General features: G+C 73.6%; 28 protein-coding genes, 1 pseudogene and 1 riboswitch. Of the genes and pseudogenes, 14 read left to right on the top strand and 15 right to left on the bottom strand.

From position 1 onward, the window contains the following. Positions 1–3 precede the first annotated feature (3 nt). Positions 4–198: pseudogene (locus OG937_24990) on the bottom strand (cold-shock protein). 186 nt (positions 199–384) lie between these two features. On the opposite strand from OG937_24990, the gene OG937_24985 reads away from it, so the two are divergent. Then, complete coding sequence (locus OG937_24985; GenBank protein WUD74716.1) at positions 385–630, top strand: hypothetical protein; 246 nt, start codon at positions 385–387, stop codon at positions 628–630. On the opposite strand, the gene OG937_24980 is transcribed toward OG937_24985, so the two are convergent. Together OG937_24980 and OG937_24975 are read right to left on the bottom strand one after the other, a co-directional pair. Continuing rightward, on the bottom strand, positions 600–1,244 hold the full coding sequence (locus tag OG937_24980) for a haloacid dehalogenase-like hydrolase (protein ID WUD74715.1): 645 nt from the start codon (positions 1,242–1,244) through the stop codon (positions 600–602). The two genes, OG937_24985 and OG937_24980, sit on opposite strands and share 31 nt — an antisense overlap. A 10-nt stretch (positions 1,245–1,254) precedes the next feature. Beyond that, on the bottom strand, positions 1,255–2,100 hold the full coding sequence (locus OG937_24975; GenBank protein WUD74714.1) for a hypothetical protein: 846 nt from the start codon (positions 2,098–2,100) through the stop codon (positions 1,255–1,257). 336 nt (positions 2,101–2,436) lie between these two features. On the opposite strand from OG937_24975, the gene OG937_24970 reads away from it, so the two are divergent. Further along, a complete protein-coding gene (locus tag OG937_24970; GenBank protein WUD74713.1) occupies positions 2,437–4,854 on the top strand; it encodes a helicase C-terminal domain-containing protein in 2,418 nt (805 codons plus the stop codon). A 151-nt stretch (positions 4,855–5,005) separates the two neighbouring features. Beyond that, complete coding sequence (locus OG937_24965; protein ID WUD74712.1) at positions 5,006–6,637, top strand: DEAD/DEAH box helicase; 1,632 nt, start codon at positions 5,006–5,008, stop codon at positions 6,635–6,637. Positions 6,638–6,671: 34 nt separating this feature from the next. Here OG937_24965 and OG937_24960 read toward each other — a convergent pair whose 3' ends face one another. Beyond that, positions 6,672–6,845 carry a hypothetical protein gene (locus tag OG937_24960; protein WUD74711.1) on the bottom strand — a complete coding sequence of 58 codons (174 nt, stop codon included), beginning with the start codon at positions 6,843–6,845 and terminating at the stop codon, positions 6,672–6,674. A gap of 261 nt (positions 6,846–7,106) precedes the next feature. Here OG937_24960 and OG937_24955 point away from each other — a divergent pair, with 261 nt between their 5' ends. Next, entirely contained in the window at positions 7,107–9,152 is a 2,046-nt protein-coding gene (locus OG937_24955) for an AAA family ATPase (protein WUD74710.1), read from the top strand. 2 nt (positions 9,153–9,154) lie between these two features. Here the strand turns inward: OG937_24955 and murQ are convergent, their stop codons facing one another. Continuing rightward, positions 9,155–10,090 carry an N-acetylmuramic acid 6-phosphate etherase gene (gene murQ, locus OG937_24950; GenBank protein ID WUD74709.1) on the bottom strand — a complete coding sequence of 312 codons (936 nt, stop codon included), beginning with the start codon at positions 10,088–10,090 and terminating at the stop codon, positions 9,155–9,157. Further along, positions 10,087–10,983, bottom strand: a complete 897-nt coding sequence (locus OG937_24945; protein WUD78871.1) for a MurR/RpiR family transcriptional regulator — start codon at positions 10,981–10,983, stop codon at positions 10,087–10,089. Before OG937_24945 ends, murQ begins: the two co-directional genes overlap by 4 nt. Before the next feature lie 83 nt (positions 10,984–11,066). Here OG937_24945 and OG937_24940 point away from each other — a divergent pair, with 83 nt between their 5' ends. From OG937_24940 to OG937_24930, 3 genes are all read left to right on the top strand, one after another. Next, on the top strand, positions 11,067–11,453 hold the full coding sequence (locus OG937_24940) for a hypothetical protein (protein WUD74708.1): 387 nt from the start codon (positions 11,067–11,069) through the stop codon (positions 11,451–11,453). Position 11,454: 1 nt separating this feature from the next. After that, positions 11,455–11,721, top strand: coding sequence for a DUF4031 domain-containing protein (locus OG937_24935; protein WUD74707.1), 267 nt, complete (start codon positions 11,455–11,457; stop codon positions 11,719–11,721). Between the two features lie 96 nt (positions 11,722–11,817). Beyond that, positions 11,818–12,615: a hypothetical protein gene (locus OG937_24930; GenBank protein ID WUD74706.1), complete on the top strand. Its 798-nt coding sequence runs from the start codon at positions 11,818–11,820 to the stop codon at positions 12,613–12,615. Between the two features lie 40 nt (positions 12,616–12,655). Here OG937_24930 and OG937_24925 read toward each other — a convergent pair whose 3' ends face one another. Together OG937_24925 and OG937_24920 are read right to left on the bottom strand one after the other, a co-directional pair. Further along, a complete protein-coding gene (locus tag OG937_24925) occupies positions 12,656–13,267 on the bottom strand; it encodes a maleylpyruvate isomerase family mycothiol-dependent enzyme (protein WUD74705.1) in 612 nt (203 codons plus the stop codon). Positions 13,268–13,359: 92 nt separating this feature from the next. Next, complete coding sequence (locus OG937_24920) at positions 13,360–14,046, bottom strand: hypothetical protein (protein WUD78870.1); 687 nt, start codon at positions 14,044–14,046, stop codon at positions 13,360–13,362. Between the two features lie 52 nt (positions 14,047–14,098). On the opposite strand from OG937_24920, the gene OG937_24915 reads away from it, so the two are divergent. Further along, positions 14,099–14,800, top strand: a complete 702-nt coding sequence (locus tag OG937_24915) for a copper homeostasis protein CutC (GenBank protein WUD74704.1) — start codon at positions 14,099–14,101, stop codon at positions 14,798–14,800. Between the two features lie 93 nt (positions 14,801–14,893). Here OG937_24915 and groL read toward each other — a convergent pair whose 3' ends face one another. The 4 genes from groL to thrC all read right to left on the bottom strand — a co-directional run bounded on the left by groL (position 14,894) and on the right by thrC (position 19,119). Continuing rightward, positions 14,894–16,516, bottom strand: coding sequence for a chaperonin GroEL (gene groL, locus OG937_24910; protein WUD74703.1), 1,623 nt, complete (start codon positions 16,514–16,516; stop codon positions 14,894–14,896). A 362-nt stretch (positions 16,517–16,878) separates the two neighbouring features. Further along, the gene (locus tag OG937_24905; GenBank protein ID WUD74702.1) at positions 16,879–17,085 is read right to left on the bottom strand and encodes a cold-shock protein; all 207 of its coding nucleotides are present in this window, start codon (positions 17,083–17,085) and stop codon (positions 16,879–16,881) included. Positions 17,086–17,508: 423 nt separating this feature from the next. Continuing rightward, a complete protein-coding gene (locus tag OG937_24900; GenBank protein ID WUD74701.1) occupies positions 17,509–17,787 on the bottom strand; it encodes a MoaD/ThiS family protein in 279 nt (92 codons plus the stop codon). A gap of 45 nt (positions 17,788–17,832) precedes the next feature. Beyond that, positions 17,833–19,119, bottom strand: coding sequence for a threonine synthase (gene thrC, locus OG937_24895; GenBank protein WUD74700.1), 1,287 nt, complete (start codon positions 19,117–19,119; stop codon positions 17,833–17,835). 18 nt (positions 19,120–19,137) lie between these two features. Further along, a riboswitch (SAM riboswitch) is annotated at positions 19,138–19,265 on the bottom strand. Positions 19,266–19,422: 157 nt separating this feature from the next. On the opposite strand from thrC, the gene OG937_24890 reads away from it, so the two are divergent. After that, positions 19,423–20,391, top strand: coding sequence for a glucosyl-3-phosphoglycerate synthase (locus tag OG937_24890; GenBank protein WUD74699.1), 969 nt, complete (start codon positions 19,423–19,425; stop codon positions 20,389–20,391). 258 nt (positions 20,392–20,649) lie between these two features. Continuing rightward, the gene (locus tag OG937_24885; protein ID WUD74698.1) at positions 20,650–22,110 is read left to right on the top strand and encodes a trehalose-6-phosphate synthase; all 1,461 of its coding nucleotides are present in this window, start codon (positions 20,650–20,652) and stop codon (positions 22,108–22,110) included. Here OG937_24885 and OG937_24880 read toward each other — a convergent pair. Then, complete coding sequence (locus tag OG937_24880; GenBank protein ID WUD74697.1) at positions 22,107–22,508, bottom strand: hypothetical protein; 402 nt, start codon at positions 22,506–22,508, stop codon at positions 22,107–22,109. The two genes, OG937_24885 and OG937_24880, sit on opposite strands and share 4 nt — an antisense overlap. Further along, positions 22,505–22,897, bottom strand: coding sequence for an ATP-binding protein (locus OG937_24875; protein WUD74696.1), 393 nt, complete (start codon positions 22,895–22,897; stop codon positions 22,505–22,507). Before OG937_24875 ends, OG937_24880 begins: the two co-directional genes overlap by 4 nt. A 115-nt stretch (positions 22,898–23,012) precedes the next feature. Between OG937_24875 and OG937_24870 the strand changes: the two genes are divergently transcribed. The 4 genes from OG937_24870 (at position 23,013) to OG937_24855 (ending at position 25,714) form a co-directional block, all read left to right on the top strand. After that, positions 23,013–23,828 (top strand): helix-turn-helix transcriptional regulator, encoded by an 816-nt coding sequence (locus tag OG937_24870; GenBank protein WUD74695.1) that lies wholly within the window; start codon positions 23,013–23,015, stop codon positions 23,826–23,828. Beyond that, a complete protein-coding gene (locus OG937_24865; protein WUD74694.1) occupies positions 23,825–24,025 on the top strand; it encodes a DUF397 domain-containing protein in 201 nt (66 codons plus the stop codon). The genes OG937_24870 and OG937_24865 overlap by 4 nt, the downstream gene beginning before the upstream one ends. A 108-nt stretch (positions 24,026–24,133) precedes the next feature. After that, positions 24,134–25,051, top strand: coding sequence for a hypothetical protein (locus OG937_24860; protein ID WUD74693.1), 918 nt, complete (start codon positions 24,134–24,136; stop codon positions 25,049–25,051). A gap of 246 nt (positions 25,052–25,297) precedes the next feature. Continuing rightward, entirely contained in the window at positions 25,298–25,714 is a 417-nt protein-coding gene (locus OG937_24855; protein ID WUD74692.1) for a hypothetical protein, read from the top strand. A gap of 91 nt (positions 25,715–25,805) precedes the next feature. Here the strand turns inward: OG937_24855 and OG937_24850 are convergent, their stop codons facing one another. Beyond that, positions 25,806–26,018, bottom strand: coding sequence for a hypothetical protein (locus tag OG937_24850; protein WUD74691.1), 213 nt, complete (start codon positions 26,016–26,018; stop codon positions 25,806–25,808). Between the last annotated feature and the right edge of the window lie 128 nt (positions 26,019–26,146).

The raw sequence follows: 26,146 nt of genomic DNA, 5'->3' as shown, positions 1-26,146 counted from the left end.
CTCCAACAGGGTCACCGACAGGGCCTGGTCACCGCGCTGTCCGGCGACCACCCCGAACTCGACTCGTTGCCCCGGCTTCAGCGTGGCCACGCCGTCCGGCAGGACGGAGGAGTGCACGAAGACGTCGCCGCCGTCGTCGCGGGAGAGGAAGCCGAAGCCCTTCTCGCTGTTGAACCACTTGACCTTGCCGGTAGGCACGTCCGACCTCGTCCTCGCTGTAGACAGAAAAAAGCTCTTGGATAGCAAGACAGCGGGCCCCTTGGCAGACCCGCTGCCCATAAGGCTAATGGCCCAGGGGCGTGTGACAAGACTCCGTGGTCTTCCTGCCCCGGCCACCGTCCGGCCGGTGCGCTGCGACTTCCCCGGGCGATCTACCCTGGTCCGGTGACCACCGAAACCCGGAAACCCGGCGATCTCCTCGTGCGCGCCGGCGCCGCCGTCTTCGTCGTTGGCGCGCTCGGCACTCTGGCCACCGTGGCCCCGCTCTTCCTGGGATCCGACCCGCTGCCGACCGCCGCCTACCTGGTGTCGATGCTCATGGGCGTCGGCTTCGCGCTGGCCCTGGCCGGGCTGCTGCGCTCCGCGCGGGCGCAGAGCCGTCAGGCGACGGCGTCGGGGTCCGGGGCGTAGGAGGCGAACCAGGCGGGGAACTCCGTCAGGTCGGCCAGTACGACGTCCGCCCCCGCGGCGCGCAGTTCGTCCGCCGTGACCGGGCCCGTCGCCACCGCCACGGACAGCGCGCCGGCCGTGCGGGCCCCGACGACGTCCCCCACGTGGTCCCCGACGTAGACCGCCGCCCCGTACTCGGTCAGCGCCTCGGCCTTCGCCTCGGCCCACAGCCAGCCGCGCACCTCGTCGACCTCCAGGCCCAGGTGCGTGAGGTGCAGCTTGGCGTTCGGCTCGTGCTTCGCGGTGACCACGACGGCCCGCCCGCCCGCCGCGTGCACGGCGGCGACGGCCTCGCGCGCCCCGGGCATGGCCGGGGTCGGGGCGACGGCGAACTCGGGGTACAGCGCCCGGTAGCGGTCGGCGACCGCGGGGATGTCCTCCGCGGGGAACCAGTGCGCCAGCTCCCAGTCGAGCGGCGGTCCGAGGCGGGTGACGGCGAGCGCGGCGTCGACGAAGACGCCGGTCTCCTCGGCGAGGCGCTCGTACGTGGCCTTGATGCCGGGCCGTGAGTCGATCAGGGTCATGTCGAGGTCGAAACCGACCGTTATCGGGGACGTCGGCTGGGAAGCGGGCATGGCAGCCACTCTAACGAGGCCGCCGGCCGGCCCTGCTCCCCCGCCAGAGCAGGAAGGCGGCGGAGGCGACGGCCGCGATCCGCACGACCGTGGGCAGCGCGTCGGCGATGGCGGAGTCCAGGCCGCCCTCGGGGATCGGCTCGCCCCACCGTCCGGCGAAGCGGCCCCAGATCCAGATCAGCGCGGCCGCGGCGGTCAGCCCCGGCAGGCCCAGCGCCGCGAACCGGGACGCGCGGCGGGACAGCCGGCGCGAGCCGTACGCCACGGCCCACCCGGCGAGGAGGGCGATCCAGGAGCCGAGGACGGCGCCGGTCAGCAGCAGGAGCGCGGCGACGGACTCCAGGAGACCGGCCCGCCACCGCCGCCGCCCACGGCGCTCGGCCGGGGCGGCGTCCGGCTCGGCCGCGGCCTCGGGGTCCTCCTTAACGGCGTCCGGGGCGGCCTCAGGCTCCTCCTCGGGGGTCAGCGGGATGAGCAGGCCTCCGGTCATGCCGGGCAGCCCGGCGAGTTCGTCACCGGGCAGGAACGTCCGCGAGGGCGACGGCAACGGCGACTGGGTCCGCTGGTCGGGCAGCCGCCACCACTGCGGTTCCGCCGGTGCGGGCTCCACCGGGGTGCGGGGCGCGGGCACCGCGGCGGCGGCCTCCCCCTGCACCACCGCGTCCGGGGCGCCCAGCCGGCCCAGGATCCGCCGCACCACGGCGGGGTTGTCGCTGCCGTGCCGCTCCCGGTCGATGTCCTTGCGCAGGCGTGCCACGAGGTCCCGCCGCCGGTCGGCCGGGAGGGCGGTCTGTGCCAGGTCCCCCACCTTGCTGAGGTAGTCCAGTACCAGCCGGTCGCTCTCCTCCGCACCCATGCTCCGACGCTACCGCCCCCCGGGCCGCCCCCGGGCATGGTTGAGGGTCGGCCGCTCGCCGGAGGCCGGGGGCACCCCCAGCGGTAGCTGGGGGAGGGCTGGCGCAACCCCACGACGGCGCCGCACCTGTGCGGCACCGCGGGTTGCTCCGGCGTCTGCACGCCGGTGGTGGGGGGTGTGCCAACCCTCCCCCAGCCTGCGGCCGGGGGGACCCCCATGCTGGGGGCACCTCCCAGCGGTAGCTGGGGGAGGAACGACCTCCCACGACCCCCGGCACGGCACGGTGCCGTGCGCCCACGGGTCTCAGGCGGACCCGCCAGGGCTAATGTGGGGGAGATGAGCACTGACGGCCCCGCGGCGGCGCCGCGTACGCTCGCGGAGGATCTGCGCGCCCGCGGCGACGACGCGCTGTCCGCACTGCTCCGGGCGCGCCCGGACCTGCTGAACCCGGTCCCGAACGACCTCTCGCAGCTGGCGACCCGCGCCGGCACCCGTGCCTCCGTCGTCCGCGCCCTCGAACGCCTGGACCGGTTCACGCTGCAGACCGCCGAGGCCCTGGCCGTCGCGCCGGACGGCGCCGGACACGACGCGCTCGCCGCGCTGATGGGCCCGGAGTCGGCGGAGGCGCTGCCCGGCGCGGTGGCGACGCTGCGGGCGCAGGCACTGCTGTGGGGCGGGGACGACCGGCTGCGCCTGGTGCGCACCGCGCGCGACATCCTGGCCCCGGCCGCGGGGACCCCGTCCCCGACCGGCCTCGGGCCGACCGTGGCCGAGGCGACCTCCGGCATGTCCCCGACGCGGTTGCAGCAGATCCTCACGGTGGCCGGGCTGCCGCCCACGCACGACCCGGTGAGCGCGGCGGGGGAGTTGACCTCGCTGTTCGCCGACCGCGTGCGGATGGCGGCACTGCTCGACGGCGCGCCCCCGGAGGCCGGGGCGGTGCTGCGCAGGCTGGCGTGGGGCCCGCCGTACGGGGAGGTGGCGGACGTGACGGTGCCGCCGCCCCCGGTGGCCTGGCTGCTGGAGCGCGGGCTGCTGCTGCCGGCCGGGGCGCGCAACGTCGTGCTCCCCCGCGAGGTGGCCCTGCATCTGCGCGGCGGCAGGGCGCACCGCGCCCCGGAGCCGGTCGCGCCGGCCGTGGAGCCGAAGCAGCACGATCCACAGGCTGTGGACAGGACCGCCGCGGGTCAGGCCTTCACAGCGGTCCGTACGGTCGAGGAGCTGCTGAAGCAGTGGGAGACCGGCGGTCCGTCGGTGCTGCGTGCGGGCGGGCTGAGCGTGCGGGACCTGAAGCGGGTGGCCACGGCGCTGGACGTGCCGGATCCGCTGGCCGCGTTCTGGGTGGAGGTGGCGTACGCCGCGGGCCTGGTCGCCGCGGACGGGGAGCTGGACGAGGCGTACGCGCCGACCCCCGCGGCCGACGGGTGGCTGACGCTGCCCGCCGAGGACCGCTGGGCGGCCCTGGTCACGGCGTGGCTGGCCGCCACCCGCGTACCGGGTGTCGTCGGCACGCGGGACGTGAAGGGCCGCGCGCTGGCGGCGCTCGGCCCCGACCTGGACCGTTCACTCGCCCCTGAGGTGCGCCGCCGGACGCTGGAGCTGCTGGCCGCGCTCCCCGAGGGCGCCTCGGCGGACCAGGACGCGCTGCTGGCCCGGCTGCGCTGGGAGCGCCCGCTGCGGGGCGGCGCCGCGATGGACCCGCTCCGCGCCGACCTGGTGCGCTGGACGGTGACGGAGGCGGAAATGCTGGGGGTCACCGGCCGTGGCGCGCTGGCGGCGCACGGCCGCGCGCTGCTGCGGCGTTCCGGGGACGCGGCGGCCCTGCTGCTCGGGCCGCTGCTGCCGGAGCCGCTGGACCACGTGCTGCTCCAGGCCGATCTGACGGCGGTCGCGCCGGGCCCTCTGCAGCCGCACCTCGCCGAGACCCTGCACGTCCTGGCGGACGTGGAGTCCAAGGGCGGCGCGACCGTCTTCCGCTTCACCCAGGAGTCGGTGCGCCGGGCGCTGGACGCCGGCCGCACCGCCGCCGACCTGCACGCCTTCCTCTCCGCGCACTCGCGCACGCCCGTGCCGCAGCCGCTGAGCTACCTCGTGGACGACGTCGCCCGCCGGCACGGCCGGTTGCGCGTGGGCGCGGCCTCGGCGTACGTGCGCTGCGACGACGACGCGCTGCTCAGCGAGCTGCTGGCCGACCGCCGGGCGGCCGGCCTCGGGCTGCGCCGCCTCGCGCCGACGGTGCTCGCGGCGCAGAGCGATCCGGCGACGCTGCTGGAGCGGCTGCGCGCGCTGGGCCACGCGCCGGCGGCCGAGTCCGCCGAGGGCGATGTGCTGATCACCCGCGCGGACGCCCGGCGCACCCCGCCGCGCAGCGCGCCGGTACCCGTGGTGGACGGGCCGCCGACCCCGGACGGGACACTGCTCGGGGCGGCCGTCAAGGCGATCCGGGCCGGTGACCGGGCCTCGACCGCGGTCCGCAGGGAGCCCGCGGAGCGCCCGGGCGGCCACGGCGACGGCCGGCTGCCGCGCACGGCGGCGGCCGAGACGCTGGCGACGATGCAGGCGGCGGTGCTGACCGGCGAGTCGGTGTGGATCGGCTACGTCAACGCGGAGGGCGCGGCGAGCCAGCGCGTGATCGGCCCGATGCGGGTGGAGGGCGGGTTCGTCACCGCGTACGACCACACCGCCGACGAGGTCCGCACCTTCGCGCTGCACCGGATAACCGGTGTCGCCGAGCTCGCCGACGACCTGGCGTGACCCTGTCGCGGGGCGGGCACGGGGTGCCGGCCGGGGCGGGGCGCGGTATCGATCCGGAGGACCGGGACGTTTCCCCTCGGGGATGGGGGACCATGGATAGTTCAGCCCGGCCCCCTTCCCGGTCCCGGCCCGCCCATTCGCGGAGGTTTGCGTGTCCTGCCTGATCGTCCAGAGCGACAAGACCCTGCTGCTGGAGGTCGACCACGAGCTCGCCGACGAGTGCCGGCGTGCCATCGCCCCCTTCGCCGAACTGGAGCGGGCGCCCGAGCACATCCACACCTACCGGATCACCCCGCTGGGGCTGTGGAACGCCCGCGCCGCCGGGCACGACGCGGAGCAGGTCGTGGACGCGCTCGTGCAGTACTCCCGCTACCCGGTGCCGCACGCGCTGCTGGTGGACGTCGCCGAGACGATGGCCCGCTACGGCCGGCTGACGCTGAGCAAGCACCCGGCGCACGGCCTGGTGCTGACCTCCACGGACCGTCCGGTGCTGGAGGAGATCCTCCGCTCGAAGAAGATCACGCCGCTGGTGGGCGCCCGGCTCGGCCCCGACACGGTGGTCGTCCACCCCTCCGAGCGCGGCCAGATCAAGCAGGTGCTGCTCAAGCTGGGCTGGCCGGCGGAGGACCTGGCCGGTTACGTGGACGGCGAGGCGCACCCGATCGAGCTGGACCAGGACGGCTGGAAGCTCCGCCCCTACCAGGAGCAGGCGGTGGAGGGCTTCTGGCACGGCGGCTCGGGCGTGGTCGTGCTGCCCTGCGGCGCCGGCAAGACGCTGGTGGGCGCGGGCGCGATGGCGCAGGCGAAGGCGACGACGCTGATCCTGGTGACGAACACGGTCTCGGCCCGGCAGTGGAAGCACGAGCTGGTGAAGCGGACCTCGCTGACCGAGGACGAGATCGGCGAGTACAGCGGCACCCGCAAGGAGATCCGTCCGGTCACCATCGCCACGTACCAGGTGCTGACGACCAAGCGGAAGGGCGTCTACGCGCACCTGGAGCTCTTCGACTCCCGTGACTGGGGCCTGATCGTCTACGACGAGGTGCACCTGCTCCCGGCGCCGGTCTTCAAGTTCACCGCGGACCTCCAGGCCCGCCGCCGGCTCGGCCTGACGGCGACGCTGGTGCGCGAGGACGGCCGTGAGTCGGACGTCTTCTCGCTGATCGGTCCCAAGCGCTTCGACGCGCCGTGGAAGGAGATCGAGGCGCAGGGCTACATCGCGCCCGCCGACTGCGTGGAGGTGCGGGTCAACCTGACCGACTCCGAGCGGCTGGCGTACGCGACCGCCGAGCCGGAGGAGAAGTACCGCTACTGCGCGACGACCGCGACCAAGCGCAAGGTCGCCGAGGCGCTGGTCGCCAAGCACCGCGGACAGCAGACGCTGGTGATCGGCCAGTACATCGACCAGCTCGACGAGCTGGGCGAGCACCTCGGGGCGCCGGTGATCAAGGGCGAGACGACGAACGCGCAGCGCGAGAAGCTCTTCGACGCCTTCCGGCAGGGGGAGATCTCGGTGCTCGTGGTCTCCAAGGTGGCCAACTTCTCGATCGACCTGCCGGAGGCGACGGTCGCCATCCAGGTCTCGGGCACCTTCGGTTCCCGTCAGGAGGAGGCGCAGCGCCTCGGCCGGGTGCTGCGGCCGAAGGCGGACGGTCACGAGGCCCGCTTCTACTCCGTGGTCGCCCGCGACACCATCGACCAGGACTTCGCCGCGCACCGCCAGCGGTTCCTGGCCGAGCAGGGGTACGCGTACCGCATCGTCGACGCGGACGAGCTGCTCTGACCCGTCTGCGGGCCGTGCCGGGAGGCCCGCCGCGTCAGTCGCGCGCGGCGGAGCCGTCCTGGCCCAGCACCACGACGCGGACCGCCGTGGCGACGTAGACCCGGACCGCCCGCAGGGCGTCCCCGACGGGGTGGACCGGATGCCGGTGCCCGGGGTCCTCGGCGATGGCGGTGCTGCCGCGGACGCGGGAGACCACTGGTCGTGCCATGCCCCCAATGTACGCATACGTGACGCTTTGGGCAGAGGTTCCGGCTACCGGTGGGGGGAAAAACGGTTAGCACCTGCCGTCGCCGAGGCGTAAGATCCTGCGTCTTGCCGCCCGCCCCCTTGAGGGACGGCGCCACCGGCCGGACGGAAACCGGTCGGCCCGAGTCGTGATCCGTATCAGGACAGCGCCCCGCCCCGCGCCCCCGTGCGCGCCGGTCAGGGGCCGGCTGAGCCATGCCCTACGTGCCGCCGGAGGCAACCCGTGCCAGGGGAACAGTCCCTCACCACCGACAATCCGCTCGACCGCGAACGCTCCCACCTCGCCTCGTCCCGTTCCGCCCTGCGCGCGATGCGCGCCGACGTCGAGGCCCTCGACATCCGGGACGTGACCGCCAACTGGGTGAACGCGGAAGTGCTGCAGTCGGAGATCACCGCCCGCATCAAGGCGCTCGCGGACCTCGCCCACACCCCGCTGTTCTTCGGCCGTCTCGACTACGCGGACGGCGCCGAAGCCGGTCACCGCTTCTACATCGGCCGCCGCCACGTGCACGACGCGGACGGCGACCCCATGGTCGTCGACTGGCGCGCGCCGGTCTCCCAGCCCTTCTACCGGGCCTCCCGCACCGACCCGCAGGACGTCGCGCTGCGTCGCCGCTTCGGCTACACCGGCGGGGAGCTGACCGCGTACGAGGACGAGCACCTCACCGACCCGGACGAGGCGCAGACCTCCAGCAAGCTGCTCCAGCAGGAGATCGAGCGGCCGCGCGTCGGCCCGATGCGCGACATCGTCGCCACCATCCAGCCCGAGCAGGACGAGATCGTCCGCGCCGGGGTCGGCGGCACGGTCTGCGTGCAGGGGGCGCCCGGCACCGGGAAGACCGCCGTCGGCCTGCACCGGGTGGCGTACCTGCTCTACGCGCACCGCGAACGGCTGGCCCGCACCGGCACCCTCGTCATCGGCCCCAACGCGTCCTTCCTGCACTACATCGAGCAGGTGCTGCCCGCCCTGGGCGAGCTGAGCGTCAAGCAGGCCACCGTCGACGACCTGGTCGCCCACGTCCCGGTCAAGGGCACCGACTCGGCGGCCGCCGCCGGCGTCAAGGGCGACGCGCGCATGGCCGAGGTGCTGCGGCGCGCGGTCCGCTCCGGCATCCGGATGCCCACCGAGCCGGTGGTCGTGGTGCGCGGCTCGCGCCGCTGGCGCGTCCCGGCGTACGAACTGGAGGAGCTGGTCCGCGAGCTGATGGAGCGTGACATCCGCTACGGCGCCGCCCGCGAGGCGCTGCCGCAGCGGATCGCGCACGCCGTGCTGGTCCGGATGGAGGCGGCCGGGGAGGCCCCCGACGACCGGGTGCAGGACGCGGTCGCGCGCAACGCGGCGGTCAAGGCGGCCGTGAAGGAGGCGTGGCCGCCGGTGGACCCGGCGAAGACGGTGCTGCGGCTGCTGTCCGACCCGGAGTTCCTGGCCGCGTGCGCGGAGGGCGTGCTGACCGAGGAGGAGCAGAAGGAGATCCTCTGGGAGAAGCCCGCCCGCTCGGCCGCCTCCGCCAAGTGGTCGGCCGCCGACGCCGTGCTGGTCGACGAGGCCCACGACCTGGTGCACCGCACGGCCTCGCTCGGCCACGTCGTGCTGGACGAGGCCCAGGACCTCTCCCCCATGCAGTACCGGGCGGTGGGCCGCCGCTGCTCCACCGGCTCCGCGACCGTGCTGGGCGACCTCGCCCAGGGCACCACCCCGTGGGCGACGGGGACCTGGGAGGAGGCGCTGGAGCACCTCGGGAAGCCGGGTTCGCGGGTCGAGGAGCTGACCCAGGGCTTCCGCGTCCCGCTGGAGGTCATCGCCTACGCTTCCCGGCTGCTGCCCGAGATCGCACCCGGCCTGAAGGAGGCGACCTCCGTCCGGGAGAACCCGGGCGCCTTCTCGGTGACCGAGGTCCCGGCGGGCGGGCTGACCCCGGCCGTGCTCGCAGCCTGCCGGCAGGCCCTGGACCGCGAGGGGTCCATCGGCCTGATCGCCGCCGACGCGCGCGTGCCCGCACTGGCCGAGGCGTTGGCGGCGGCCGGCCTGCCGTACCTGTCACCCGGTGCGGAGACCACGCCCGAGGTCCGCCTCACGCTCGTCCCTGCCTCCCTGGCCAAGGGTCTGGAGTACGACTACGTCGTGCTGGACGAGCCCGCCGCGGTCGTCGACGGCGAGCCCGACGAGCGCACCGGCCTGCGCCGCCTGTACGTCTCGCTGACCCGCGCCGTCTCCGGCCTCGCGGTCCTCCACGCGGCGCCCCTCCCGCAGGCGCTCCGCGCGGCGTGACCCTAGGCCGTGTCGTCGGTGACGGCCGCGAGCAGTGCCGCGCGCAGATGGCCGTCCGCCTCCGCCAGGAGCCGGGCGGCCGTCGGGGCGTCCACGCCGCCGAGGACGACGAGGACGGCGTTCTTGACCTCGCCGCCGGCGGCGGTGAGGGCGGCCTCGATCTCGTCGTCGGGCGCGCCGGTGGCCAGGGCCACGATCCGCCGGGACCGGGCGCGCAGCTTGTCGTTGGAGGCGCGCACGTCGACCATCAGGTTCCCGTAGGTCTTGCCCAGCCTGATCATCGTGATCGTCGACAGCATGTTGAGGACGAGTTTCTGCGCCGTGCCCGCCTTCAGCCGGGTGGAGCCGGTGAGGAACTCCGGGCCGGTGAGGACCTCGATGCCGTGGTCGGCCGCGGCGGCCAGCGCGGAGCCCGGGTTGCAGGACAGTCCGACGGTCAGGGCGCCGAGGGCGCGGGCGTGCTCCACGGCGCCGACGGCGTACGGGGTGCGGCCGGAGGCGGAGACGCCGACCACGGTGTCGTCCGGGCCGATCCCGAGGGCGTCCAGGTCGGCGGCGGCCAGTTCCCCGCTGTCCTCGGCGCCCTCGACCGCGTCCACGATCGCCGTGGGCCCGCCCGCGATGAGCCCGCTGACCTGGCCCGGCGCGGTGTTGAAGGTCGGCGGGCACTCGCTGGCGTCGAGCACGCCGAGCCGTCCCGCGGTGCCCGCGCCCGCGTAGACCAGGCGGCCGCCGCGGGCCATGCGCGCGGCGATGCCGTCGACGGCGGCGGCGATGACGGGCAGTTGCTCCGCGACGGCGGCCGGCACGGTGCCGTCCTCGGCGTTCATCAGCCGGGCGATGTCGAGCGTCGGGAGCCGGTCGACCTCGGCGAGCTCGGCTCGGAAGGCCTCGGTTCCGAGGTGGTCCAGCTCGCGACGGAGCTCGGCGTGCGTCATTGCGGGTGGTTCCTTCGCGGGCTGTGGCGGTGGGCGAGGGCTTCGTACGAGGCGGACAGGGCCGGGGCCGCGGTGTCGTACGTGCGCTGGGCGACCCCGACGAACAGGCAGTCCACCACCAGCAGCTGGCTGGTGCGGCTGGCCATGGCGGCCGGGCGCAGTTCGCTCTCCCGGCCGCTGGAGGTGAGCAGCACGTGGTCGGCGTACTGGGTGACGGTGCCGTCCACCCGGCCGGTCACGGCGATGGTGGTGGCGCCCCGGTCGAAGGCGGCGCGCAGCGGCTCGACCACGTCGTGGGTGTGGCCGGAGTGCGTGATGGCCACGGCGACGTCGCCCTGGCGCAGCTGGACCGCGTTGGTGAGGGTGAGGTGCGGGTCCCCCAGGGCGTGCGCGACCAGGCCGATCCGCAGCAGCTTCTGCACCAGGTCCTGGGCGACCAGGCTGGACGCCCCGATCCCGTAGACGTCGATGCGGCGGGCGGCGGCCAGCGCGGCCACGGCCGCCTCCAGCTGGGCCACGTCCAGCTGGGCGGCGGTGTCGGCCAGGCACCGCTGCTCGTCCAGCGCGAGTTTGGTGACCACGTCGGCCAGCGGGTCGTCCACCGCGATGTCCGGGGTGACGGCGGGCGGTGCCCCCGCCTCCACGCGGGCGGCCAGTGCGGCCAGCGCGAGCCGCAGGTCCCGGTAGCCGGGGTAGCCCAGCACGCGCGCGGTGCGCACCACGGTGGCCTCGCTCGTCCCCGTACGGGCCGCGAGCGCCGTCACGGTCAGCCGGGAGCAGCCCGCCGGGTCCGCGGCCACGGCCTCCGCGACCCGCTGCATCGACCGGGTCATGGACGGGGCCATGGTCCTGACCTTGGCGGCCAGCCCACCGGTGTTGAAGGTTTCCTTCATCTTCTCGGCCACGGACGAAAGCTATTTTCACCTCCTGACGACGTCAAGGACGCCTGCGCGGCGGTTGGTCCACAATGGGGGCCATGGATCCTGACGCACCCGGTTCCTCCGCCGGCCTGGAGGCGGCCCTGCACAGCGCCCGCGCGCTCGTCCTCGCCGACCTGACCGCGACCGGCGTCGCCGACGCACACATCGTCTCGCTCGTCGAGGACGCCGTCTCCCAGCGCCGCTGGTGGGTGGAGCAGTGGCCCGACGGCGCCGCGTTCGTCGCGGGGCTGGTCGCCCAGGACGTCAAGGACGCCCTGCTCGAACGCATGGGCCGCTGGCCGCTCTGCCCTCGCTGCACCGACCCGCACGCCCTCGACGTGGAGCCCGAACTCGGGCCCGACCCGCACTGGGTGTGCGAGTCGCTCGGCGAGGCCGTCGCCCCCGTGGGCGGCCTGTCCGCGACCCTCGGCGGGCCCCGCTGACGTGACCGTCTACATCGACCCGCCGACCTGGCCGGGCCACGGCCGCATGTGGTCCCACATGGTGAGCGACACCTCGTACGAGGAGCTCCACGCCTTCGCCGCCGCCATCGGCGCCCCCCGCCGCGCCTTCGACGCCGACCACTACGACGTCCCCAGCGAGCGCTACGCCTCGGCCGTCGCCGCGGGCGCCGTCGAGGTCGGCAGCAAGGAACTGCTGCGCCGGCTCACCGCGGCCGGCCTGCGCCGCCCCAAGGGGCGCGCGAGCTAGCTCCGCGTCTCGCGTCTTTGGGCGGATGAGGAGTGTCACGAGGGCCGTCGTGCCGCCGCTGTGCGACCCTCGCGGGAACGCTCTGGAGGTGACGTGGTGGACTGGTTGACCTCCCTGCCGGCGATGGCGCTGATCGTGGGCTGGCTCGCTCTCGCCCTGCTGGTCGCGGCCGTGGCACGGGTCGGCGTCCGGGCGCTCGTACCGGCGGCGGAACAGGACCGGGTGCCGCAGATCGCCATGCCCCTGATGCCGACGCTCGGTGCCGCCTTCGCGATCTTCGCGGCACTCTCGCTGGCCAGTGAGGCCGGCTACCTGCGCGCGGCAGAGGCCCTCGTGAGCGACGAGGCGGCCGCGGCCTCCCGCCTGGCCTGGGCGGCGACGACTCCGCAGGTCCGGTCGGAGCCGATCCACGCGGCATTGCTGGACTACCTGCGAACCACGCGCGACGGGGAATGGGAGGGCGCGGCGGCGGCGTCCGGGGATGACCGGGCCACCGCTCACGCGATCGCACAGCTGGAGCGGACCGTGCGCTCCGAGGCGGCCAGGCCCGAGCTGGGAACCCCGACCGGCACGGAGCTGCTGGTGTCCCTGGACAGCGTCACCAATAGCCGTCGCGCCCGCATCGCGGCCGCCTCGCGCGACGTCCCCGCCCTCTACATCGTCACGCTCGTGGCGAGCGGACTGGCCTTGATCGTGAACGCCGGCGCCCTGGTCTTCCGCAGCAGCCTGCGAACGTCACTGCTGATCGTGGGCGTGGCGAGTGTGGTCGGACTGAGCCTGGCGCTGCTCTTCGCCCTCAGCGCGCCCTGGAGCGGGCCGTTCATCGTGAGCGGGCATCCGCTCGACGTCATCATCAGGGACCTGCGGTCCGGCTTCTTCGTCGCCGGGCCGTAGGCGGCGGGCGGGCGCGCTCCGCCGCCTACGGCCCGGCGGCTCAGAGCGGATCCCCCTCCAACCGCCCGGCGGGGAGCCTGCGCCCGCACATCGCCAGGGCCAGGTCCTCGCCGGTGCCCCGCAGTTCCGGGCCGGAACCGTACGACCAGTCCAGGTCGGTGGCCCGCAGCAGCCGGCCCGCGACGGCGACGCCGAAGTGCGCGTGCCCACCGCCCGCGGTGAGGTCGTCGAGGAGGATGCCGAGGGTCTCCCCCGGGACGCGGCGCCCCGTGCCGAGCGGCACGGTGATGTCCAGCCCGTGGATCACCACATGGTTGAGCGCGCCGTGGGCACCGCCGCCCGGTGGCTGCCACCGCCCCATCACCTCGGAGCGCAGACAGCCGACCAGTTCCCCGGTGGGCAGTGCGCCGTCCCGCTCGGCGACGGCGTCGGACAGCCGGGTGAAGTCGAAGCCGTGCTCGGCGAGGAGCGCCATGAACGCCTCCTGCGAGTAGCGCGCCGCCATCGTCATGTGCGCCACGACCTCGCGCACCCGCCAGCCCTCGCAGAGCGAGGGGGTGTCCCACCAGGCGGCGGGGGCCCCGTCGAGCAGGTCGGCCAGGTCCCGGAACCCGGCCGCGACGGCGGCCTGCACCTCGGTGTCGTCGGTCATCGCTGTCGTACCCCTTCGTCGCGTGCCGCGGGCGGCTCCCCGCACGGACAAGGACCGCCCGCGCGCACCGGAGTCATCGGTGGGCGCCGCAGTCATCGACGGGCGTCGTCCACGTCGCCGGGGGCGAGCAGTTCCAGCTCGGTGGTGAGGTTGCGCCGGGCGGTGGCCTCCCAGCGCCCGTACGCCTCCGGGGTGCGGAACAGCCGGGGCAGCCGCAGGAGTTGGCGCAAGACGTCGGCGCGGCCGGCGCGGAAGGCGTCGTCGGGGACGAAGCCGTACTCCTCGCGGACGGCGGCCGCGTACTCGGCGTAGGCGGTGGGGTCGCCGGCGAGGACGGCCAGGTCGGCGTCGCTGAGGACCTCGCCGTCCCGGTCGCCCTCGGCGGGGTGGTGGGTGACGGTGAGCCGGACCAGGCGGGCGACCTCGGCGGTGACCGCGTCGGGGACCCCGGCCTCGGGGAGCGCGCGTTCGGCGAGCCGGGCGCTGCGCTCCTCGTTCTCCGAGCGGTCGGGCCGGTAGACGGCGTCGTGGAACCAGGCGGCGAGCAGCACGGCGTCCGGGTCCTCGGCGTGCCCGGCGAGGGCCTCGACGTGGTCGAGGACGGCGGTGAGGTGGGTGGTGGTGTGGTAGCGGCGGTGCGGCTCGGCCCAGCGGGCGATCAGGTCCTTGCCGTACGGCACCGGGTCGACGGACTCCGTCTGGCAGCGGCGCAGCAGGTCGCACCAGCGGGCGAGGAGGGCGGAGCCGGTTTCGGGTGCGGTGTCAGCCATGAAGGTCATTGTGCGGTACGGGGGGTCGCGGGCACGTGCGGGCATGTGACACCCTAGAGATATGTCTAGACCAATTTTCGAAGTGATCGCGCTCGACGCCGACGACGCCCTCGCGGCCCGGACGGGCGGCGCGGACCGCCTCGAACTGGTCACGGACATGGCCGCGGATGGCCTGACGCCGTCCCGGGAGACCTTCGCCGCCGTCCGGGCCGCGGTGGACATCCCGGTCCGGGTGATGCTGCGGGCCCGCGCCGACTTCGCCGTGGGCGGCACCCGCGGGACGGACGCGCTGTGCGCCGCCGCGGCGGCGCTGCGCGGCGAGGGCGCCGACGAGTTCGTGCTCGGGTTCCTCGACGCGTCGGGCGCGCCGGACCTGGCCGCCGTGCGCCTGCTGGTCGACGCGATCGGTTCCGGTGCCCGCTGGACCTTCCACCGTGCCATCGACCACTCCGCCGACCGGGAGGCCGTGCGCTCGGCGGTGCGCGGGCTGCCCGGGCTGGACACCTTCCTCACGGCGGGCTCCGCGCGCGGGGTGGACGCCGGGCTCGGCCATCTGCTGGCGGAGGCGGGCCGTCCCGGCGACCCCCAGCTCATGGTGGGCGGCGGGCTCCGCGCGGAGCACCTGCCGCGGCTCCTCGCGGGCGGCATCGACGCCTTCCACGTCGGGGGCGCGGTCCGCCCCGGCGGCTGGGCCGGGCCGGTCGACGCGGAGGCGGTGCGCACCTGGCGCGATCTGCTCGACGCACCGGTCGCCGTCCCGTGACCGGGCGGCAGCCGGAAACGCCCGAGGGCGGTACCCCGCGTGGGGTACCGCCCTCGGTCTTCTGCCGTGGTGCGGAGTCCTGATCCCGGAGGATCAGAAGTCCATGTCACCGCCGGGCATGCCGCCGCCGGCCGGCGCGGCGGCCTTCTCCGGCTTGTCGGCGATGACGGCCTCGGTGGTGAGGAAGAGCGCGGCGATGGAGGCCGCGTTCTGCAGGGCGGAGCGCGTGACCTTGGCGGGGTCGATGATGCCCTCACCGATCAGGTCGACGTACTCGCCTGTGGCGGCGTTGAGGCCGTGGCCCGGGGTCAGGTTGCGCACCTTCTCCACCACGACGCCACCCTCGAGGCCGGCGTTGACGGCGATCTGCTTCAGCGGGGCCTCCAGGGCCAGCTTCACGATCGACGCGCCGGTGGCCTCGTCGCCGTCGAGCTCGAGCTTCTCGAAGACGTTGGACGCCTGGAGCAGGGCCACGCCACCACCGGCGACGATGCCCTCCTCGACGGCGGCCTTGGCGTTGCGCACCGCGTCCTCGATGCGGTGCTTGCGCTCCTTGAGCTCGACCTCGGTGGCGGCACCGGCCTTGATGACGGCCACGCCGCCGGCCAGCTTCGCCAGACGCTCCTGGAGCTTCTCGCGGTCGTAGTCCGAGTCGCTGTTCTCGATCTCGGCACGGATCTGGTTGACGCGGCCCTGGATCTGGTCCTGGTCGCCGGCGCCGTCCACGATCGTGGTCTCGTCCTTGGTGACGACGACCTTGCGGGCGCGGCCGAGCAGGTCGAGACCGGCGTTCTCCAGCTTGAGGCCGACCTCCTCGGAGATGACGGTGCCACCGGTGAGGATGGCGATGTCACCGAGCATGGCCTTGCGGCGGTCGCCGAAGCCCGGGGCCTTGACCGCGACGGACTTGAAGGTGCCGCGGATCTTGTTGACGACCAGGGTCGACAGGGCCTCGCCGTCGACGTCCTCGGCGATGATCAGCAGCGGCTTGCCCGACTGCATGACCTTCTCCAGCAGCGGGAGCAGGTCCTTGACCGAGGAGATCTTGGAGTTGACGATCAGGATGTACGGGTCGTCGAAGGACGTCTCCATACGCTCCAGGTCGGTGGCGAAGTACGCCGAGATGTAGCCCTTGTCGAAGCGCATACCCTCGGTGAGCTCCAGCTCCAGACCGAAGGTCTGGGACTCCTCGACGGTGATGACGCCTTCCTTGCCGACCTTGTCCATCGCCTCGGCGATGAGCTCGCCGATCTGCGGGTCGGCGGCGGAGATGGAGGCGGTGGAGGCGATCTGCTCCTTGGTCTCCACGTCCTTCGCCTGCTCCAGCAGGGCGGCGGAGACGGCCTCGACGGCCTTCTCGATGCCGCGCTTGAGCGCCATCGGGTTGGCGCCGGCGGCGACGTTGCGCAGGCCCTCGCGGACCAGCGCCTGGGCGAGGACGGTCGCGGTCGTCGTGCCGTCACCGGCGACGTCGTCCGTCTTCTTCGCGACCTCCTTGACCAGCTCGGCGCCGATCTTCTCGTACGGGTCCTCGAGCTCGATCTCCTTGGCGATGGACACACCATCGTTGGTGATCGTGGGGGCGCCCCACTTCTTCTCGAGGACGACGTTGCGGCCCTTGGGGCCAAGGGTGACCTTGACGGCGTCGGCGAGCTGGTTCATCCCGCGCTCGAGACCGCGCCGTGCCTCCTCGTCGAACGCGATGATCTTGGCCATGTGAAGTGGTCCTCCCGGACTTGGGGTCCCCCCGCGGCACAGGGCTGCGGGGAAGGATTACTCCAGGACCGTGCCGGCGCCCGCGACGGACGGCCTGCCCTCCCGCCGGTTCCTTTACGGCGGTGGAGCGGGCCTCACCCACTCGGTCCTTTGTCACTCTCAACGTCAGAGTGCTAACGCCAATGATTAGCACTCGCCCCAGGAGAGTGCAAGCCGCTCGGCCGGGACCGTGGACAACCCGCAGGTCGGCTCTGCGGCCGCCCCGGACAGCACGAAGGCCCGCCCCCGTGTGGGGGGCGGGCCTCGACGCGTACGTTTGAGCGGCCGTACGCGAAAGTGCTCCGTGGCCGATGCGCGGCGCGTCAGCCGGCTGCGAGACGGACCATGTCCGCCTGCGGCCCCTTCTGGCCCTGCGAGATCTCGAACTCGACCCGCTGACCTTCCTCGAGGGTGCGGTAGCCGTCCATCTGGATCGCGCTGTAGTGCACGAAGACGTCCGCACCACCGTCGACCGCGATGAAGCCGTAGCCCTTCTCCGCGTTGAACCACTTGACGGTGCCCTGAGCCATTCCTAACTCCCCTATTGCTGGCCCTTCGCAGACCCGCACCTCGCGGACCCGGGTCAGACCTCACCCCCTACAGCCAAGGGGGCGTGCGCCGGAACGCGTCGACCGCGGCTGAATGTATCTGCCCGGACGCTGTCTGCAACAGGTCAATCGGACGAGAATTCCGGGCACAGAGAATCGGAAGAAGAGCCTGATCGGCGAATAATCCGGGGCAACTCGGACCGGACATAAGCGGCCAACGCGACAAACGCGACGTGAATTTGGCGATAAATCGTCGACAAGGCCACCCCGGAGAAGAGGGGTTGCGCAGAGCGTTGCAGGGAGTTGCGAGCCGTCGGAGGCAACTGTACAGGCCTTCAACTACCGCTCGGCACACAGGGGTGCCGGGTCGTCCCCGGCACCCCTGTCGCCCGCGGGCCGTGCGGCTCAGCAGCCTCCGGCGACCGCCGGGATGATCGAGACGGACGCGCCCTCGCCCACCGTGGTCTGCAGACCCTCGGAGAAGCGGACGTCGTCGTCGTTGACGTAGACGTTCACGAAACGGCGCAGCTTGCCCGTGTCGTCCAGGACCCGCGCGGAGATGCCGGGGTGGCTCTGCTCCAGCGAGTCGATGACCTCGGACAGGGTGCCGCCCTCGGCGGGGACCTCGGCACGGCCGCCGGTGTAGGTGCGGAGGATGGTCGGGATGCGGACGGTAGCGCTCATGATGCTGGGTTCACCTTCAGTCTGGGTCGGCCGGTGCGGTCGGGGTCAGCCGGCCAGGCCGGCGGCGCGGAACGCGTCGAGGCTCGGGCGGATGGTGGCCGTGGGGCGGGAGGTCGGGGCGACGGCGTCCAGCGTCTTGAGGCCGTCGCCGGTGTTGAGGACGACGGTCTCACCGGCCGGGTCGAGCTGCCCGTTCTCGATGAGCTTGCGCAGCACGCCGACCGTCACGCCGCCGGCCGTCTCGGCGAAGATCCCCTCGGTCCGGGCGAGCAGCTTGATGGCGTCCACCACCTGCTCGTCGGTGACGTCCTCGACGGCGCCGCCCGTGCGGCGGGCGATGTCCAGCACGTACGGGCCGTCGGCCGGGTTGCCGATGGCGAGCGACTTGGCGATCGTGTTCGGCTTCTGCGGGCGCACCACGTCGTGGCCGGCCTTGAAGGCGGTCGAGACCGGGGAGCAGCCCGCGGCCTGCGCGCCGTAGATGCGGTAGGGCTTCTCCTCCACCAGGCCGAGCTTGATCAGCTCCCGCAGCCCCTTGTCGATCTTCGTCAGCTGCGAGCCCGAGGCGATCGGGATGACGATGTTGTCCGGCAGGCGCCAGCCCAGCTGCTCGCAGATCTCGTACGCGAGCGTCTTGGAGCCCTCGCCGTAGTACGGGCGCAGGTTGACGTTGACGAAGCCCCAGCCCTCGCCGATCGGGTCGCCGATCAGCTCGCTGCAGAAGCGGTTGACGTCGTCGTAGGTGCCCTCGATGCCGACCAGCTCGCCGCCGTAGACCGCGGCCATGACGACCTTGCCCTCCTCCAGGTCGTGCGGGATGAACACGCACGAGCGGAAGCCGGCCCGGGCGGCCGCGGCGCCCACGGCGCCGGCCAGGTTGCCGGTGGAGGAGCAGGACAGGGTGGTGAGGCCGAAGGTGCGGGCGGCCTCCAGGGCGATGGCGACGACCCGGTCCTTGAAGGAGTGGGTCGGGTTGCCGGAGTCGTCCTTGATGTGCAGGCCGCCGGTGACGCCCAGTTCGCGGGCGAGGTTGTCGGCCTTGACCAGCTTGGTGAAGCCCGGGTTGAGGTTGGGCTTGGAGGCCACGTCCGCGGGGACGGGCAGCAGCGGCGCGTAGCGCCAGATGTTGTCCGGCCCGGACTCGATCCGCTTGCGGAGGGTCTCGGGGTCGCCGCCCGGGAGGTCGTACGCCACTTCGAGCGGCCCGAAACAGACCTCGCAGGCGAAGATGGGTTCCAGCGGGAAGCGCTCACCGCACTCGCGGCAGGAGAGCGCGGACGCGGGGCCGAAGGCGGAATCGGTGGACGCGGGTGCAACGGTCTGCGCAGCCATGTCAGGCGAGGCCCTTTCTCCTCATCTTCCTCACGGCGCATTTCGCCGCGAGACGGAATTGGCACCTTCCCCACCTGGACCTCGCGGTCGGCGGGAGGGTTGCCGGGGCTTCAACGGGCCGTTCCCTCTGCCCCTCTGGATGAGCGGTATGGCGCCGGGCGCAGGGCCCGGGCATTTGTCTGACGGGGCGCGATCACCGCGGACATACGATGGTCATGCCTCGTGTTCAAGACTGTAACCGACGACCTCGAACCTGGTCATGGGCCGTCCGTCCTGCGAGACGGGCAGAAACGGAGCAACCCGGTGCTCGACGAGGTGGCCGGCTGGCTGCAACGGCGGTCCTGGACCGCCGACCACAGGCCGCTGCCGCAACTGCTCGCCGCCAAGCGCGCCGCGGGCGCGCGCGGCACGGTCAGCGTCGTGCTGCCCGCCCTCGACGAGGAGGCCACGGTCGGGGCGATCGTCGGGACGATCCGCCGCGAGCTGATGAGCGAGGCGGTGCCGCTGGTCGACGAACTCGTCGTGCTGGACTCCGGGTCGACCGACCGCACGGCCGAGGTCGCCGCGGCCGCGGGCGCGGTCGTCGTCCACCGGGACGAGGTGCTCCCGCGGCTGCCCGCCCTGCCCGGCAAGGGCGAGGTCCTGTGGCGCTCGCTGCTCGTGACGCGCGGGGAGATCGTCTGCTTCGTCGACTCCGACCTGCGCGAGTTCGACGCGCGGTTCGTGTCGGGGATCGTCGGGCCGCTGCTCACGGACCCGGACGTGCAGCTGGTCAAGGCGATGTACGACCGGCCCCTGGAGACCGGCGGCACGGTGGTCCCGGCCGGCGGGGGCCGGGTGACGGAGCTGGTCGCGCGGCCGCTGCTCAACCTGCACTGGCCGCAGCTGGCGGGGTTCGTCCAGCCGCTGGGCGGCGAGTACGCGGCGCGCCGCTCGCTGCTGGAGCGGCTGCCGTTCCCCGTCGGGTACGGGGTCGAGCTCGGGCTGCTGGTGGACGCGCTCAACACGGTCGGGCTCGACGCGCTGGCCCAGGTCGACGTGGGGGTCCGGCACCACCGGCACCAGGACGGCCAGGCGCTGGGCCGCATGGCCGCGGCGATCTACCGGACGGCGCAGATCCGCTTGGCCCGGGGCCATCTCGTGCGGCCCGTCCTCACACAGTTCGACCGGTCCCCGGACGGCGGTTTCGAGCCCCGCGTCCACGAGGTCGCGACGGAAGAGCGCCCCCCGATGCGGACGGTCCCCGAATACGCCCACCGCGCGGTGGCGTAGGCCTCCGGCCCGGTAGCGGGCAGTCGTCCCGCTGGGCGGGACGGGTGGGCGCACCCCACCCACCGGGGTGCACACGCCGACGCAACCCGCGGTACCGCACAGGTGCGGCGCCGTGGCCAGGTTGTGCCCACCCTCCCCCAGCTCCGCTGGGGGTGCCCCCACGCCTGGCGGCGGACCGCCTGCCCACAACCTGGCTGGAACCCCCGGCTGGGCTAGCTCGTACGTTTGCGGTCGGGGATGCGTGGCTAGGCTGGCCGCATGGTCGCATCGCATGCCGCGCGCGTACTGGTCGCGTCCAACCGCGGCCCCGTGTCGTACAGCCTCCGCGAGGACGGCACGCTCACCGCCCGCCGCGGCGGCGGCGGACTCGTGTCGGGCCTGAGCGCGATCGGGCCGGACGCGGACGCCGTCTGGGTCTGCGCGGCGCTCGGCGAGGGGGACCGGGCCGCCGTCCTGCGCAGTTCCGGGGGTACGGGCCGGCTGTCCACCGCCGACACCGGCGGCCAGCACGTACGGATGCTGGACATCCCGGCGGACACCTTCGCGTCGGCCTACAACGGCATCGCGAACTCGGTGCTGTGGTTCGTCCACCACATGCTGTTCCAGACCCCGCTGGAGCCCGTCTTCGACGAGGACTTCCGCGAGCAGTGGGCGGCGTACGTGGCGTACAACGCCGCCTTCGCCGACGCGCTCGCCGACGAGGCGGGCCAGGGCGCGGCCGTCCTGGTGCAGGACTACCACCTGGCGCTGGTGCCGCAGCTGCTCCGCTCGCGCCGCCCCGACCTGCGCATCGGGCACTTCTCGCACACCCCGTGGGCCCCGCCGGACTACTTCCGCGTGCTGCCCGACGACGTCGCCGCCGAGGTGCTGAGCGGCATCCTCGGCGCCGACCGGGCCGGCTTCCTGACCCGCCGCTGGGCGGACGCCTTCGCCGCGTGCTGCGCCGACGTGCTGGGCGCCTCCGTCATCCGTGACGAGGGCAGCCTCACGATCACGTACAAGGGCCGCACCACGCGGATCGGGGTGCACGGCCTCGGCGCGGACGCCGACTTCCTGCGGGAGCGGGCGCACCGGCCGGACGTCGACGAGCGCCTGGCGTCGCTGCAGGAGGCCGTGGGCGGTCCGGACCGCAAGGTCATCGTGCGCGTGGACCGCACCGAGCTGTCGAAGAACATCATCCGCGGCCTCCTCGCGTACGCGCAGCTGCTGCGCGACCACCCCGAATGGCAGGGGCGCGTGGTGCACATCGCCTTCGCCTACCCCTCCCGTCACGACCTGGCCGTCTACCGGGAGTACACGGACGAGGTCTCCGACTTGGCCGAGGAGATCAACGAGGAGTTCGCCACGCCGGGCTGGCAGCCGGTGGTCCTGCACGTCAAGGACGACTTCGCGCGCTCCCTGGCCGCCTACCGCCTGGCGGACGTCGCGCTGGTCAACCCGATCCGCGACGGCATGAACCTGGTGGCCAAGGAGATCCCGGTCGTCTCGGAGGACGGCGTGGCGCTGGTGCTCTCCCGCGAGGCGGGGGCGTACGAGGAGCTGGCCGACGACGCGTTCGTGGTCAACCCGTACGACATCCGGGCCACCGCCAACGCCCTCCACCAGGCGCTGTCCGTGTCGCACGGCGAGCGGGCCGAGGCCACCAAGCGACTCGCGGCGGCCTCGACGGCGCTCCCCCCGCAGCAGTGGTTCCTGGACCAGCTGCGGGCGCTGGGCTAGGAAGGTGAGGGCGCCCGCCGGCTGATCCCCAGCCGGATGCGTCCGGCGGTCGTGCCCAGGGCGAGGTAGGTCTCCACCTGCGGCAGCGGTGCGCGGCGGGCGAGCGGGTCCAGCCCCACGACGAGCGCGACCGGTCCGCCGCCCGCGACGAAGGCGGCCCACCGGTCCCCGGCCGCGACCTCCAGCAGCGGGCCGCCGTCCGCGCCGCGCACCGTCGCCCGCCCGGGACGGGGGACGGTGATCCGCTCGCCGAGCTCCGGCAGCCGCCGCCCGGGCTCGGCCAGCCCGAGGAACACGGCGAGTTCCTCCGTCCCGCTCCCGTGCGGATGGGCCAGCAGCAGGAACGCCACCGGCCCGAAGGCCGTGTCGTCCAGCCAGGTCCACGAGGCGGGCCTCACCGCAGCACCACCCACACCTGCTTGCCGTCGGGGGTCGGCCATACGCCCCACCGGTGCGCCGCCGCCGCGATCAGGTGCAGGCCGCGCCCGCGTTCGGCCGCCCAGTCCGGCGGCCCGGGGGCCGGGACCGGCAGGACGGGGGAGCGGTCGCTGACCGTGGCCCGCACGCCCTCCGCGGCCAGGTCGTCCAGGGTCAGCTCGCACTCCGGGGAGCCCGCGTGCCGGTGCACGTTGGCGAGTATCTCCGTGACGCACAGCGCGGCGGCGGGCGCCAGGTCCTCGCGCCCCCAGGCGCGGAGCTGTTCGCGTACGGCCCGGCGGACCTCGGCGATGCGGGCGGGCTCGGCGACGACGCGCATCGCCGCCGCGGGTGGAGATTCCTGCGTCATGGGTCCAACGGTTCCGTGCCGTGGCTAGCCTGACCAGGGCGGACCTGACCCCGGATCAGTTGTGTCGGGACCGGTCCGCGGCTGTGTACGGCGTGTGTACCGGGGAGGTGGTCCCGTGTCCGCGAAGGGCGAGGGCTCGGCCAGCATGCGGATGTTCGGTTCCGTGGCGCGGTCCCTGCGGGAGGCGCGTGGGGTGTCGACCGACGAACTGGCCGCGCACGTCGGCTATTCGAAGTCGCTGGTGGTCAAGATCGAGCGCGGCGAGCGGATGCCGCCTCCGGCGTTCGTGGAGAGGGCGGGAACCCTGCTGGGCGACGGCGGCGGGGTGCTGCGGTCCGCGGCGCGCCATCTCGAACGGGCTGAGTTCCCCTCCTGGTTCGAGGAGTACGCGGAGCTGGAGCGGGCGGTGGTGAGCCTCTACACCTACGACACGCAGGTCATCAACGGCCTGCTGCAGACCGAGGAGTACGCCCGCGTCGTGCTCGGCGCCTACTGCCCGACGCTGGAGACGGAGGAGGTCGAGCGCCGGGTGCGGGCCCGGCTGGCCCGGCAGGCACTGCTGACCCGCGCCCCGGCGCCGCAGCTCGCCTTCGTCATCGAGGAGTGGGTGCTGCGCCGCCCGGTCGGCGGACGGGCGGTGCACCGGCGCCAGTTGGAGCGGCTGGTGGAGGCCGCGGCGCTGCGTCATGTGACGGTCCAGGTGATGCCGCTCTCGCACGAGGCCCACGCGGGCTTCGACGGCCCCATGTCGCTGCTGGAGACCCACGATCTGCGGCTGCTCGCCTATCTCGAAGTCCAGGGCCGCAGCGTGCTGGTGGACGGCCGGGACGAGGTCAGCAAACTCCACCAGCGCTATGCGATGATCCGCTCACAGGCCCTCAGCGTGGGGGACTCCGCCAGAGTGATCGAGCAGATTGCGGGGGAGCTATGACGTCCCAACTCGCCTGGTACAAGAGCAGTTACAGCGGCAGCGAGGGCGGCCAGTGCGTCGAGGTGGCCCATGCCCCGGGCGCCGTACACGTGCGGGACTCCAAGGACCCCGCCGGGCCCGCGCTGGCCTTCACCGGCGAAGCGTGGACGGCGTTCGTCGCCTTCGTCGCCGACAGCACCGGGACACCGGTAGAGTAATCGGCCGATCACCCTTCGTGCCCAGCGCATGAAGCGGCCCCCAGTGGTGCGCCAACACCGGCCGGGGGCCTACACCTACGAGGCCTGATCCGTCGAGGAGCCCCGCAAATGATCCGCCATGCTATCCCGCCGACCCGTTTCTTCTCCCAGACGCCGAACGACCTCATCCGCCATCCGCGCCTGAACGGCACCGCCGTACGGCTGTTGCAGTGGGCGCTCTCCCTGCCGGAGGGGTCCCGGGAGACCCTGCAGTCCATCGGCGAGAAGATGCCCGAGGGGCGCATCGCCCTGCGCCGGGCCCGGCAGCAGCTGGAGGCCGAGGGCTATGTGCACACCCGCCGCACACAGAGCCGCGAGACCGGCCGCTGGACCACCCAGGTGCTCGTCTCCAACGTGCCCCTGCGCGACCCCGCGGAGATCGAGGCGGCCTTCGCGGCTCCGGGTGGCAGCATCCCGACCGCCGGTGCGCCGTCCGTACGGGCCGTCGGCGCATCCCCCAAGGGGGAGAACAGGGAGAAGGAGAACACCTCCCACCCCGGGCCCCCCGCCGACGCGCCGCTGGTCGCCCGCGCGGCGGCCGCGCTGCACCGCCTCGGGCGGCGGGAGGCCAGGCTCGCCCTGGGCGTCGCCGAGGCGGCCCGGCTGGCCCCGCTCGCCGCCCGCTGGCTGGCACACGGCGCGAGCGAGCTGGAGCTGGGCACCGCCCTGTCCTGCGGACTGCCGCCCGCCGTGCACTCCCCCGCCGGCTTCATCGCCCGGCGCCTGCGCGACAAGCTCCCCGCACCGCGCCCCGCCCGCGACCCCGCCGCCCCGGCGGCCCCGCTCCCCGAATGCCCCGGCTGCGGCGACCCGCTGCCCCCCGGCCGGACCGGCCCCTGCCCGCCCTGCGCCACCGCCGCCCCCGCATCCGACGCCCCCGCATCCGACGCCCCGTCGGGTGCTCCGCGCGGCGCCTCGCTGGTCCGCGCGGGCATCGTGCGGCAGCGGCCACGCGTGGAACCGCGGGCGGTCGCCGGCGCCATCTGAGGCCCGTTCCGGCGTGCTGACCGAGCGTCGTACCGCCGCTCCGTCAGATCGCGCCCCGGGCACCGTTCATCCTCTTTGGTCACCCAAAGTGCGGAACACCTCGCACAAGGTGACGATGAGCGCAATCGCTTCGACCCGGAGCGAGCTCCTTCCGTCATCTTCGAAGGCAGAGAGATGAACATACGAGCGAAGAAGACCATGTCCGGTCGACCCCGTCGTAAGGTGCTTTGGGGCGTCGCCGGAGCCATGACGGTCGCCGCAGCGGTCGTCACGACCACCGCATTCGCCGGTCCCACGAACGCCTCCGCCACCGCGCGCACCGCCGCGGTCGCCGACGACGCCGCCTCGAACCCCGTCCAGGGCGGCGGCAACCGGGACAACTTCGGGCGGCTGAGGACCGCCGAGTTCCTGGGTGTCTCCGCCGTCGTGGCCGACATGTCCACCGTTACGGTCTCGGCACGCTGCCCCTCGCGCACCGAGGTCACCGGCGGCGGATTCGTCCTCAGCAGCAGCGACCTGCACGTACTGACGAGCCAGCGGTCCGGCAATGGGTGGTCCGTGACCGTCCGAAAGGTCAACGGAACCCCGTCGACCAACTTCAGCCCCACCGCCCGCGCCGTCGTGGAGTGCGCAGCGATCGTCCGCGACAACAACAACTGGTGACCCGACCCCCTACATGTGCCACCGCCCCGGCCCCCGTCGCACAGGAACGGGGGACCGGGGCGGGCCGTGCGCGACCGGGCGCGACCGGGCGTCAGGAGCGCTTGCCCGCCGACTCCGCCACGGAGAGGACCGCGACGCCGAGGACGAGCAGGAGGACGCACACGTAGATCTCGTAACCGTCCAGGAAGCCGATCCGGTGGGTCAGCGCCCACAGGCGGAACCAGCCGCCGGTGAGCTCGTAGGCGATGCCGCCGATGCCCTGGGAGAGCAGCACGAAGCTGAGGAAACCGAGGAAACCCTTCATGCCACGAGGCTAGGGAGCGCGCGCCCGCGCGGGCTGTCGGCGAAAGTCGCCGATCGCGCGGGGGCTGTCGTCCGAAAGTCTCGACTTGGGGCGCGGGGGTGGTGCCGGCGCCCCGGGACCGTACATTC

It is taken from the genome of Streptomyces sp. NBC_00510 (assembly GCA_036013505.1).
In the GTDB taxonomy this organism is placed as follows: domain Bacteria; phylum Actinomycetota; class Actinomycetes; order Streptomycetales; family Streptomycetaceae; genus Actinacidiphila.
The sequence above is the reverse complement of the archived record's forward strand: the minus strand, read 5'-3'. Positions and strand labels throughout refer to the sequence as shown.